Consider the following 11444-nt stretch of genomic DNA (forward strand, 5'->3'; position numbering starts at 1 on the left):
TGACGACGCGAGACAACTCGGAAGGTCCCGGCAGAGAAGCTGGGGCCTTTTTGTTGTTCTATTTTTTCAACATAGAGGCGTATAGGTATGAATCTACCCTTGACTCTCTCCTATACTGGATACTGTATAATTATGGGGTAAGGAGGGACATAGATGTACAGTATCGGAGAGTTGTCCAAGAAGACGAACATATCGATAAGAACGCTGAGATATTACGATGAAATCGGGCTGCTAAAGCCAGCAAAGGTAGCGGATTCGGGCTACCGGTACTATTCCGGCAGGGAAATTAAGCTGCTCCAGCATATTGCGGCGATGAAGGAGCTGGGTTTTACGCTGGCCTCGATCAAAAAAATGCTCTCTTCCGAGGAAGAGACAAGCGAGATTAATTGGAGAGCTTATCTGGATTTTGAACTGGCCGCGGTTGCGGAAGAGAGAAGGCGGCTGGATGAGATGGAAAAACTGCTCCAGATCACACGGCACGCGTTCGAGATGAAGGGAGATGTCGAGTCGGAGGACATTTTTCTATTCATCCGGTCTCTAAGCTCTCCATCCGAGGGCCGGGAAACGTTCCTGGCTCAACATTTTACGGAAAAGGAGATCCGGATCATTGAAAGTTTACCGGACCTGAGTGCAGACGATCCGCGGAATATGGCGTGGGCTAAATTGATCCGGGAGGTCAAGGAGCATCTGCATGAGCCTCCGTCTGCGGCCGTTTCTCAAAAGCTTGCGGCTCGGATCGTAGAAATTTCGATGGATTGGTTTCAGCAGGATGAGCAGCTCATCGAAAAATATTGGGCATTAATCCGTCCCGAAGAAGGTGAAGAAGCGAAGGTGTACGGAATGGAAGCCGACGTGATGGATTATATCGACCGGATTGTCGACTGGCATTTACAGCATTTGGAGGAGGGGCAGTCGTAGAATGGGAGCCAAATCGGAAGTGCGGATGAGTGAGGCCAGAGCATGGACCTATGTGATTCTGGGGGGACTGCTGGAGATTGTGTGGGCAAGCGGATTCAAATATGAGGCTATCCCGGGCATTGTCGTGCTTATCGCCCTGTTGACGAGCTTCGATTTAATCATTAGAGCAGCCAAGGTTTTACCGGTGGGGACGGTTTATGCCGTGTTTGCAGGTATGGGGACGCTCGGGACTACGATTGTGGAAATCGTCATGTCCGGAGGGGCTGTCAGCATGGTACGGATTGTTTTTATACTTCTTCTGCTGACGTGTATCGTCGGTTTGAAATTGTCGGGTAAAGGAAGTGAGGCGTGATGGATTGGCTGCTGCTCATTTCGGCGGGCCTGCTGGAAGTGATCGGGGTGATCGGGATTAAACGGGTCGCCCAAAAGAACAATGTCACCAACAACATTATCCTTATCGGGGGATTTCTCGTAAGCTTCCAACTGCTTGTCCGGGCGATGGAAACAATCCCTTTGGCGACGGCTTACGCGGTATGGACAGGAATCGGAACGGTCGGGGCCGCCGTAGTGGGGATGTTATTTTTCAAGGAACCGAGAGGCTGGATACGGATCGGTTGTATTATCGGCGTTATATTTTCTGTCGGCGGGTTGAAATTGGCCGGTTAAATGAGTAGAGGAGCTGCGGCGGCAGCTCCTTTTTTTGTTTTCTTCACAAGGCGGTCATAGTTGATCGGTGTAAAATTGAGGTGCCGTTTGCTGCCCGGGGTATGTGTAGTGAGAAGCTCCTGTGTAAGATAGGGTTGATTGTCCAGGGAAATACGGGTTCGCTGTTCCTTGATTATGTTCGCGGAAAAAGAAAGGACTAAAGAAGGGGGTTCCAAAGCCTCCAAAGCCTCCAAACCCAAACGGACTGCCAAATCCCCCGAACCCAAACGGAGTTCCAAAGCCTCCAAATCCGAACGGACTTCCAAACCCGAACGGGCCTCCAAAACCTCCGTGCCCAAAACCTCCGTGCCCAAAGCCACCGTGCCCGAAACCGCCGGGTCCAAAACCTCCGAATCCTCCGTGAAAACTCATATGTGCTGCCTCCCTGTCTAGTGGTGTAGGTATTTGACCTTGGTATTGTATGGGCTTCTGTCATAACTGGTGCTTAGACGGATGTGAAATAGGCTTTGCCAAATTCCGATGAGCTTAGGTAAACCTCCTTTCTTGTGGTATACTTATAGAATCAGTCAAGAAATGTACTGGCTAAGATTAGGAAGGTTGCCATCCTATGCAGGCGTTCCAGGATTGGAATCAAAAGGTAAAAAAGACGTTCAATGCGACGAGTAACGAGGTTGTTTTGACGGTCACGGAAGCGGGAAATTTACTGGGGCTGTCCAAAGATCAGATGAAGACTTATGTAGATAAAAGCACGCTGACCAAGGTGCCGATCATGAGAAGCGTTCATAGGTACCTTTTATTGAAAAAAGAAATAGACGAGCTGCTAGAGCGGTAAAAAACACCTGGATAGGTGTTTTTTTATTAGCTGCATCTGCGGATGGGGAACATTAGCCCGGATAGACTTATTCATACGGAGGAGGCCGGATTGAATGAACGATTGTCGTGCCGGAAAGGAAACGGCGGAGCGTACGCTTCCGCAAAACAATCTGCAAACGGCAACGCTCGGGATGGGCTGTTTCTGGAGCCCGGATGCTTTGTTCGGCCATTTGCCCGGTGTAATCCGCACCAGGACAGGCTATGCCGGAGGAAAGACCGAACAGCCGACTTATCGCGAAATGGGAGACCATTCGGAGACGGTAGAGCTGGAGTTTGACCCGGCGGTGATTACGTTTGAGGATATTCTGGACGTGTTTTGGGACAACCACAATCCCGTCAACATTAACGGGTATAAAGGGCGGCAGTATTTGTCGCTGATTTTGTATCATAACAGGGAACAGCAGGAGGCCATACAAGCGGTGATTTCCCGGCGTAAGAAGCAGGGAAGCACGGAGACGGAGACGGAAGCGGCTCCCTATTCGGTTTTTTATCCGGCTGAAGAACGGCACCAGAAATATTATTTGAAAAGATTTCCCGATGCCGTCGACAAGCTCGGCACATTATATCCTTCTCACCGCGAGCTGGTGAATTCGACTTTGGCGGCGAGGCTGAACGGACTGGCCAAAGGTTACACGAGCCTGGAGCGGGTTGCCGGAGAGATCAAGCAGTGGCCGGTTGAACCGGAGGCCCGGCAGAAGGTTCTCGATCTGATCCGGCGTATCCGGTGGTAGGCAGCTTTCGGGGCGAGCCCAGGCAGGCATAGTTCCGGGCTCGGCAGGGTGCCGATAGTTTACGAGGAACATCTGATTCTTGCAGCATCCGCCGTATGGAGAGACGCTGAAGCATTCCTGTTGTCAACTGTCAGCGCCTGAAGGCTTAACGGCCTGGATGACCGCCGAGACAATGTACCGGTCAATCGCCGCGCCTGGAACCCAGTCTTTAATAAAAGCTTTGGACTGATCTTTCGGCTCGATTGAAATACCTGTAAAGCCGCTGTTTAGCAGCAGACGCTCCAAATCGGCGATGGAAGAAGCGCCGGAAATACAGCCGGAGTAGAGATCGTTTATGTCGTTTCGGATCTCCTCCGGAAGCTCGGCCGTGGTGACGATATCGGAAATGGCGAGTCTGCCTCCCGGCTTAAGGACGCGGAAAGCTTCGTGGAACACCTGCTGTTTATCCGGCGAGAGGTTGATGACACAATTGGAGATAATCACATCGACAGAGCTGTCGCGGACTGGCAAGTGCTCAATTTCTCCGAGCCGGAAGTCGGTGTTGGTGAAATTGCCCTTCTCCGCGTTGCGGCGCGCACGGGTGATCATCTCGGGAGTCATGTCGACTCCGATGACTCCGCCGGCTGCACCTACCTGCCGGGAGGCCAGGAAGCAGTCGAATCCGCCGCCGCTGCCCAAATCCAGGACGGTTTCGCCGGGCTTCAGCGCCGCTATGGCTTGAGGATTGCCGCATCCCAGGCCCAGATTGGCACCCCCCGGCACGGCGGTCAGTTCCTCTCCGGAATAGCCCAGCCTGGCCGAGATGGCATCGAAATCGGCGGGGGTATCACAGCAGCTTTCCGTCTGGTTTTCTGCCTGGCTTTCCGCGGGCGCACCGGGAGAGCAGCAGGAGGTCAACGGGATGGATTTGACGGCTACTTCTTTGTATTTGCTGCGTACATTGTGACGAATCAGATCGTGGTCGCGTTTTTCTTTTGTCATTATAATCACTCCTGAATAAATGAATAGTCTGTTGATATACTTGCAAAATGCAACTATTTGTTGGAAAAGCTTACCCCGAAACCGGGGTACAGCAGCGGCTTGATTTCCCCATTGCGTCGTTAAACAGCTTAATGGAGCGGATCAGCGTTTCCTTTTCAAATTCACTCATATAAGAAAAAATTTCTTCGAGGTAATCGTTCATCTGGGTATCGATCGCGGTCGCGACGAATTTTCCTTCCGTGGTCAAAGAGAGCGTGTGGATACGCCGGTCGACAGGATCGGGTGTTTTCTGAACGAGTTTCATTTTGATCAGAGACTGCACCTGCCGGCTGAATGTTGTGATGTCGGTTCCGAGTATTTCGGCTACCTGCTGCATGGAAGGCTTGTGCCGGCGGTCGATTTCATAAAGAATGTGGCTTTGGACGAGGGAAATATCGCATCCGCCGACTGTGCAGCAGTTTTTGTTCAGCAGCCCGAAACGCCGGGTCATCATTTGAAAAAGCTCCCGTTCATCCTGCAAAGGAATCACCTCCTGAATCTGTTATACAATGAATTATTGCAAGTTGCAAGTATATTTGAAATCAAGAAAAAGAGGTTGTATATATAAGTATATGGTTATATAATAATGTCGGCTCGAAATTGTTTTAGGATATTCCGGATTACAGGGCTCTTATAACGAATAATTATTGGTAACCGTGAACGAAGCGTTAAATTGGAGGTTGAATCAGTGAGTACTGTAGTGTGGGCGTGTCTCATTTTTTTGATTACGTTGACGCTGATTATTTGGCAGCCTCGAAATTTGTCTATCGGTTGGTCGGCGTGCGGGGGAGCGGCGGCAGCTCTTCTTGTGGGTGTGGTCACCTTTCAGGATGTGTGGGATGTCACGAATATCGTCTGGAACGCAACGCTGACATTCGTGGCGATTATTCTGATCTCGCTGATTCTGGACCGGATCGGCTTTTTTGAGTGGGCGGCGCTGCACATGGCCAAAGCGGCCAAAGGCAGCGGTCTTCGCATGTTCATATATGTATCGGTGCTAGGAGCGTTTGTCTCGGCGTTTTTTGCCAATGACGGAGCCGCGTTGATTTTGACTCCGATTGTGCTGGCCATGGTGCGGGCGCTTCGTTTCGACGAGAAGAAAGTGTTCCCTTTCATTATCGCCGGCGGTTTTATTGCGGACACGACGTCGCTGCCGCTGGTCGTCAGTAATCTGGTGAATATCGTTTCGGCAGACTATTTCGGGATTAGTTTCATGGAATACGCCGGGCGGATGATCGTGCCGAATTTCTTTTCGCTGGCTGCCAGCATTCTGGTGCTGTATCTTTTCTTCCGGAAAAGTATTCCCCGGCATTTTGACGCGGAGCAGGTGAAAAAACCGGCGGATGCGCTTAAAGATCCCGCCATGTTCCGATTGTCGTGGGCGGTGCTGGGAGTTCTGCTGGCCGGGTATTTCGTCAGCGGGTTTCTGAACATTCCCGTGTCGGTTATCGCCGGTGCTATTGCCGTTTTCTTCCTGCTGATGGCGCGTAAAAGCTCTGCCGTTCCGGTCCGGGAAGTGGTGAAAGGCGCTCCGTGGGCGATCGTCTTTTTTTCCGTCGGGATGTATGTGGTCGTATACGGGCTGCGCAATGCAGGCTTAACGGATCTGCTGGCCGGTGTTATTCAGGCGGCGGCTGACCGGGGGATGTTCGCGGCGACGATGGGGATGGGCTTTCTTGCCGCTCTGATATCGTCGCTCATGAACAACCTGCCTACCGTCATGATCGACGCCCTCGCCATTGACGCAACCAGCGCGGCGGGTGCCGCGAAAGAAGCGTTGATCTATGCGAATGTGATCGGCTCCGACCTGGGACCCAAAATTACCCCTATCGGTTCCCTGGCGACGCTGCTCTGGCTTCATGTCCTGAATTCCAAAGGAGTGAAGATCTCCTGGGGCACTTATTTTAAAACGGGGGTTCTTCTTACCGTTCCTACGTTGTTTATTACCCTGCTGGGCCTGTACTTCTGGTTAAGGATTCTGGCGTGAATGAAGCGGGCGGTTTTTTGCTTTTTGCAGGCGGTTAAAAAGCGATGGCTTCCATAGGCTGCAGCGAAGCAAACCTTCCGTTCCAAATATTTTCATGATGCTCAATAATTTTGGATGCGGGCAGGACGGAGCTGTCCAGGGTGCTGTGGCAGTCTTTTACGACTAGATTGCACTTGTATCCGTGGCTGTAAGCCGAACGCAGGGTGGTATCCAGGCAAAATTCGGTCTGGGCGCCCGCAAACACGAGCTGTTCGACCCCTTGCTTTTGTAAAAAGTCCGGCAGCTCCGTTTCGTGAAAAGCATCCCACGTCGTTTTGCGGATCACCGTGTCATCTTCACACCGCGCCATTCCATGATAAAGCTGCCAATCCGGGCTGCCCGGGTAAAATTCATCGCCGGGATCGGAGCTGGTGTGCTGGATGAATACGACGGGAACCGAGGCGGAGCGGGCTTTGTCAATAAGGACGTTAATCCGGCCGGCCAGCTCGTCTTTCCGGTATAGGTGATTCTCCGGCAACGTGTAGAACACTTCCTGCATGTCGATGATCACAAGCGCCTTTTTCAACGTAGATTGCCCCTTTACCGCTTTTTTCCTAAGTATAGCCCGCATTGGAGCTGGTGAACAGGGGGTGTTTGGTGCCTTAGGAAGGAGAGACGGTTTACAAATCTATAAATCTAGATATAATAAGGAACATGGAACCTTTATTGATCTATAAAGCATTGGCCAACGAAACAAGGCGGCAAATTCTCGACTGGCTCAAAAATCCTGCCGAACATTTCGATCCGGCGCCATATATCCAGCACGGCATCGAATTCAAGACCGGGGTCTGCGTAGCGGATATGCAGGGGAAGACGGGTCTCGCGCAATCGGTAATCTCCAGCTATTTAGCCACTATGCAGAAGGCGGGTCTAGTCGAATCGGAACGGATAGGCAAGTGGACGTTTTACAGACGCAATGAAAAAACAATCCGGGAGTTTGCCGATTATATCCGGAATGAACTGTAGGAAGGAGCGCTTTTTTTTATCTAAATACATCTATATATTCAGATATATAAATAAAAGTATGAATCATCCTTATTCATGAGAATTCACTTCTCATTCCACATAGATACAAAATACGAGTCAGACAGGAGTGTTTACTGCATGAAACAGAGAAATACGCTGCTCATTGTGATTCTCGCCTTGGGCGTTTTCGGCATTATTACGACAGAAATAGGCGTGGTCGGAGTGCTGCCCCAAATTACAGAGAAATTCGGGGTAACGGCCTCCCAATCCGGCCTGCTGGTCAGCTTGTTTGCCCTCGTGGTGGCTGTGTCCGGACCGTTCCTGACACTGCTTGCCTCGGGAATAAATCGCAAACGGATTTTGCTTCTTTCCGTCCTTGTCTTCACGATTTCCAACCTCATTTACATGATGACGACCAGCTACGACGTGATGCTGCTGTTCCGCATCCTCCCGGCGCTCTTCCACCCGGTGTTTTTCTCGGTAGCGCTGGTGACTGCAGCCAAACTCGTTCCCCCGGAAAAAAGCGGCCAAGCGGTGACTAAAGTTTTTGCCGGCATTACCGTCGGGTTCGCTTTCGGCGTTCCCCTCACTTCTTATTTGGCGGAGCAGCTTTCGCTGGAAGCGGCGTTTCTGTTCGGGGCGCTTGTGAACGGGGCCGCATTTATGGGCATCCTTTTCTGGCTGCCGTCCATGCCGGTTAAGGAAAGAATGTCGTACGGCAAGCAGCTCGGTATTTTGCGGAAACCGGGCTTATGGTTGAATATTGCGGCCGTTATGAGCCTGTTTGCGGCTATGTTCTCGGTGTACAGCTACTTTGCGGAGTATCTGGGCCAAGTGACCCGCATGACAGGCTCGTTAATCAGCGCGATGCTGATGGTGTTCGGTGTCGTTATGATTATGGGAAATTTTCTGTTCGGTGTTCTGCTGCAGAAGAGCGTAACGAAGACGGTTCTGCTGTTTCCGCTTCTGTACGTAGTCATTTATTTGATGAACTACTGGCTCGGCTCCTACCTGCTTCCGATGATCGGAATGATTGTCTTGTGGGGGGTTGTACACTCAGGCGGGCTCATTATCAGCCAGACATGGCTGATGGAGGAATCGGGAGAAGCTCCCGAGTTCGGCAATAGTCTTTTCGTATCGTTTTCGAATCTGGGGATTACGATAGGAAGCGCGGCCGGAGGCTGGTTTATTTCCCGGCTTGGTGTGCATCAGCTTGTCTGGAGCGGGATTTTGTTCGCAGGACTCGCGTTTGTTCTGATTCTGATAAAAATGAGCGTATTCCGTGCCCGGGCGAACTCGGTGGAACACCGGGCTGCTGCCGAATAACGCTTTTCAAGCGTTAAGTGCGAGGTCTGGAGTGCGTCGTTTGAGGTGAGACAGGACGGGGATAAACACAACGGGACCTTGCGGCTTGTACAGGCAGGAAGACTTTTGTACGATAAGGATGATCCGCACAGAGAACGAGGAATAGGATTCGGATAAAAAGGCTCACGCGAGGAGCCGGAGAAACCTTGCCGACAGGGGGAGAACGAATGAAAAACTGGGAACGTCCGCTGCCGGAACCGGCTGAGCTGAAAAGGCAGCTGCTGCATATGGCCGCTTTGGATGTAATCATGAGCGGGGAAGAATGGCTGAGAGTGTACCGGTACGTGCCGGACTGGAAAACAGACGCCGCTCTAGGGATCGTCGAGAACGGGGCGGGCGATGACGTGTACGTGGTTTTCGCGGAAGAGGGAGTTATCATTAAGGGCTTTGACCACATGTCGCCCCTCAGCCCGCATGCCCGTGAGGAGTATGGCGTATGGCCGGGCATGTATGAGACGGCACCCGCCGGACTGTTGGCCTATCTGGACAACGACCTGTTCGAACGGGAGGACGTTACGTTCTGCATCTGGCGGCAGGCCAGCGATTCGGCGTGGAAGACCGGAGATCTTCAGGAAGCCGAAGGGGAGGACGACGGGTCCGATTTTCTGCTCGGCTATCTGAAGAATACACCGGAAGAACATGCGGAATGGGCCGTGTCCTACTACGAGAAACCGGTCGATCTTGAAGCGGTACGCGAGCTATTCGCGGATGCGGCTGTTACGGAAGAGCTTATAGCGGCGCTAAATCCGCAGCGGAGCGCGAAAGACGCCCTGGCGGAGCTGGAGAGTCTGGGGCTGCGTGCCAACCGGGGCCGATAACGGACATGTAAAAGAGGACGGGGCTGTTCCAACCGATCAGCCTGCGTCCTTTTTTTTGTTGAGGGAGAAATATGTATCAGTTTCCTTCTTTCCGAAAATTAGAGTGGATTAAATTGTCCCAGCCAGATGTAAATGCCCATCAAACCAAACACGACGATGCAGAAGTTAACGGCAACGAACAAGCATCGCATGACGGGTGTACGGTGGAACTGGTATAACGTTTTGGCGGCACCGCTCCCTTCGATAATGAACAAAATAAGAATCGTATGCATAATGGTGTGGCCCACGATTTCTTTGAACCCGAAAAAGGTGGTCGTCATGAGGAAAACGCCGGTAAGCAGAAGAGCGGTGAAGCGGTTCATGATCCCCATGATAAAAGCCCAGGCGAGCCCCATTTCGATAAACGCGCTGATCAGCACGAAATCCTCAACCGTGAAGCCGAGCGTAGGGAGTCCGTACTCGTGCATAAGCGAGCAGGCGAGCTTGGCCAGTGTCATTTTTTCCATGGAAAGCCAGGCGAGGGACAGCCCCGTGCATAGGTAGAGAACGGGTGTAGCCGATTGCTTCCAGCGGCTCTCGGTGACGAGCAGGTAATAAATAACGCCGACGTAGAAAAAATAATCAAGCCCGTGGAAGAGCCCGTATGTAACGAGGGAATACCCATACAGGACAGCGAGAGCGGCACCGCTCACGACCAGCAGCCTGCGGTGGAGAAGCCCGGCGATAGCCAGAATCAGCACGGCGTATACCCAGACATGGTCCGATACGAAAGCCGGCGCGAGATACGTGCCCGTAAAAAGCTGCATCAGCAGACCCAAACCGACACCGACGCGCAGAATAAGCAATTGATAGCGCTTTAATCCGTTCAAAAACTGATGAACCCGGTGTACAAGACCGATCCGCTCCAGCGATTCGCTGAAGAGGACACAGACGAGCAGGGCGGCCAGCGTGACCCCGAGCCACAGCAGAAAAGCGGGCGTGATGACTTTGGTCATGGGCTGCGGGTTCCAGACGTGGTCTTCGGTAAACCATTTGACGTGGACGTACAAGCCGCTCCATTTTGGAAGATACATAGTACTGTTTTCACCTCCTTGCTAAAATAAGATATCCATTCATCCATTTTCATCGTTAATTGGGGGGAGACGTGATTTTCAGATAATCGAAGCGCTTGCAAAAATCATAAATCCTAAAGCTTTACTTAGATAAAGTATTTTACAAATTATAGTACCATAACCAATTAAAAAAGTAATCGACAATTTTTGTTCAGTTTTTGTCCTTATTTGTAGAAATTATCTCCATTCGACACGGAATGCGGAATATAGGCGTGGAACCTTCGTTTTTTCGCCAAAAACCCCCTTTCTTTTCGGAGAGTTGAAGAGAGGTTTTGGAAAGCTGTCGCCGGTTCAAATCAGCTTCACAACCCCCCTCTTAGGGTAAAGAGGTTCTATAGCGCGGTTTCATCCGCTTGCCTACAGAACGACAACTCTTTTCAGGAGGTGCGATAAAATGAGTGAATTGAACCAGAACCCGCCGGAGGAAAAGAATTCTGCCCCTCGCGAGACGGGCGAAGAGGGATATGTGGACATTGTGGTCCAGAAGCAGGGAACCAGCTATATCCTGACAGGCATAGGCGGCACGGTGGGAGAAATGACGTACCATATGGTCGACGTGGACACATGGATCGTCAATCATACGTTTATCGATCCCAAGTACCGGGGCCGCAACCTGGGTCGAATGCTGCTGGATTATGTCGTAGCCGAGGCCCGCGAGAACGGCAGAAAAATTATTCCCGCCTGCTCGTACGTATTGGAGCAATTTAAGCAAAATCCGGACGAATTTGCGGATGTGTGGCTGAAGGAAGGCGAGACTCAATACTCGGATACGTACAGTTCCGACAGTGTTATGAAAGGCTGACGAGCCGGGCGGCCCGCTCGGTTTAAAGGAAAGGCAGAGGAGCCTTACAACCGCACGGCTTTGTCGAAAGCGCGAGTCCGCGAGGACCCGTGCTTTTTGTGCTGCGCCACTGTGAGAATGAACATGCCGGCGCCCTTTTGTTTGGTT

15 protein-coding genes are annotated in these 11444 nt (G+C 51.6%); 10 read left to right on the top strand and 5 right to left on the bottom strand.

The window, feature by feature from the left end:
* The first annotated feature begins 153 nt into the window (after positions 1-153).
* Genes ABH899_RS18470 through ABH899_RS18480 form a run of 3 tightly spaced genes read left to right on the top strand, consistent with a single transcriptional unit; the run spans position 154 to position 1584 of the window.
* A complete protein-coding gene (locus ABH899_RS18470; RefSeq protein WP_009672944.1) occupies positions 154-918 on the top strand; it encodes a MerR family transcriptional regulator in 765 nt (254 codons plus the stop codon).
* A gap of 1 nt (position 919) precedes the next feature.
* Positions 920-1270 (top strand): DMT family transporter, encoded by a 351-nt coding sequence (locus tag ABH899_RS18475; RefSeq protein WP_009672941.1) that lies wholly within the window; start codon positions 920-922, stop codon positions 1268-1270.
* The gene (locus ABH899_RS18480; RefSeq protein WP_009672940.1) at positions 1270-1584 is read left to right on the top strand and encodes a DMT family transporter; all 315 of its coding nucleotides are present in this window, start codon (positions 1270-1272) and stop codon (positions 1582-1584) included. The genes ABH899_RS18475 and ABH899_RS18480 overlap by 1 nt, the downstream gene beginning before the upstream one ends.
* On the opposite strand, the gene ABH899_RS18485 is transcribed toward ABH899_RS18480, so the two are convergent.
* On the bottom strand, positions 1581-1889 hold the full coding sequence (locus tag ABH899_RS18485) for a hypothetical protein (RefSeq protein ID WP_369999162.1): 309 nt from the start codon (positions 1887-1889) through the stop codon (positions 1581-1583). The two genes, ABH899_RS18480 and ABH899_RS18485, sit on opposite strands and share 4 nt — an antisense overlap.
* Before the next feature lie 302 nt (positions 1890-2191).
* Here ABH899_RS18485 and ABH899_RS18490 point away from each other — a divergent pair, with 302 nt between their 5' ends.
* Both ABH899_RS18490 and msrA read left to right on the top strand, forming a co-directional pair.
* Positions 2192-2416 carry a MerR family transcriptional regulator gene (locus tag ABH899_RS18490; RefSeq protein WP_009672945.1) on the top strand — a complete coding sequence of 75 codons (225 nt, stop codon included), beginning with the start codon at positions 2192-2194 and terminating at the stop codon, positions 2414-2416.
* Between the two features lie 94 nt (positions 2417-2510).
* A complete protein-coding gene (gene msrA, locus ABH899_RS18495) occupies positions 2511-3188 on the top strand; it encodes a peptide-methionine (S)-S-oxide reductase MsrA (RefSeq protein ID WP_369999166.1) in 678 nt (225 codons plus the stop codon).
* 123 nt (positions 3189-3311) lie between these two features.
* Here msrA and ABH899_RS18500 read toward each other — a convergent pair whose 3' ends face one another.
* Both ABH899_RS18500 and ABH899_RS18505 read right to left on the bottom strand, forming a co-directional pair.
* Positions 3312-4169: an arsenite methyltransferase gene (locus ABH899_RS18500; protein WP_369999169.1), complete on the bottom strand. Its 858-nt coding sequence runs from the start codon at positions 4167-4169 to the stop codon at positions 3312-3314.
* A 70-nt stretch (positions 4170-4239) separates the two neighbouring features.
* Positions 4240-4689 (bottom strand): MarR family winged helix-turn-helix transcriptional regulator, encoded by a 450-nt coding sequence (locus ABH899_RS18505; protein ID WP_369999172.1) that lies wholly within the window; start codon positions 4687-4689, stop codon positions 4240-4242.
* Between the two features lie 207 nt (positions 4690-4896).
* On the opposite strand from ABH899_RS18505, the gene ABH899_RS18510 reads away from it, so the two are divergent.
* Positions 4897-6195, top strand: a complete 1299-nt coding sequence (locus ABH899_RS18510; protein WP_369999175.1) for an arsenic transporter — start codon at positions 4897-4899, stop codon at positions 6193-6195.
* A gap of 34 nt (positions 6196-6229) precedes the next feature.
* On the opposite strand, the gene ABH899_RS18515 is transcribed toward ABH899_RS18510, so the two are convergent.
* Positions 6230-6760, bottom strand: a complete 531-nt coding sequence (locus ABH899_RS18515) for a cysteine hydrolase family protein (RefSeq protein WP_369999178.1) — start codon at positions 6758-6760, stop codon at positions 6230-6232.
* Between the two features lie 128 nt (positions 6761-6888).
* Here ABH899_RS18515 and ABH899_RS18520 point away from each other — a divergent pair, with 128 nt between their 5' ends.
* From ABH899_RS18520 to ABH899_RS18530, 3 genes are all read left to right on the top strand, one after another.
* Positions 6889-7200 (top strand): ArsR/SmtB family transcription factor, encoded by a 312-nt coding sequence (locus tag ABH899_RS18520; RefSeq protein WP_009675357.1) that lies wholly within the window; start codon positions 6889-6891, stop codon positions 7198-7200.
* Positions 7201-7338: 138 nt separating this feature from the next.
* On the top strand, positions 7339-8526 hold the full coding sequence (locus ABH899_RS18525; protein ID WP_369999182.1) for an MFS transporter: 1188 nt from the start codon (positions 7339-7341) through the stop codon (positions 8524-8526).
* A gap of 206 nt (positions 8527-8732) precedes the next feature.
* Positions 8733-9383: a hypothetical protein gene (locus ABH899_RS18530; protein WP_369999185.1), complete on the top strand. Its 651-nt coding sequence runs from the start codon at positions 8733-8735 to the stop codon at positions 9381-9383.
* Positions 9384-9481: 98 nt separating this feature from the next.
* Here the strand turns inward: ABH899_RS18530 and ABH899_RS18535 are convergent, their stop codons facing one another.
* A complete protein-coding gene (locus tag ABH899_RS18535; RefSeq protein WP_369999188.1) occupies positions 9482-10456 on the bottom strand; it encodes a hypothetical protein in 975 nt (324 codons plus the stop codon).
* A gap of 433 nt (positions 10457-10889) precedes the next feature.
* Here ABH899_RS18535 and ABH899_RS18540 point away from each other — a divergent pair, with 433 nt between their 5' ends.
* Positions 10890-11297 carry a GNAT family N-acetyltransferase gene (locus tag ABH899_RS18540; RefSeq protein ID WP_218230925.1) on the top strand — a complete coding sequence of 136 codons (408 nt, stop codon included), beginning with the start codon at positions 10890-10892 and terminating at the stop codon, positions 11295-11297.
* Positions 11298-11444: the final 147 nt, after the last annotated feature.

The organism is Paenibacillus sp. RC84 (assembly GCF_041260495.1).
In the GTDB taxonomy this organism is placed as follows: domain Bacteria; phylum Bacillota; class Bacilli; order Paenibacillales; family NBRC-103111; genus Paenibacillus_F.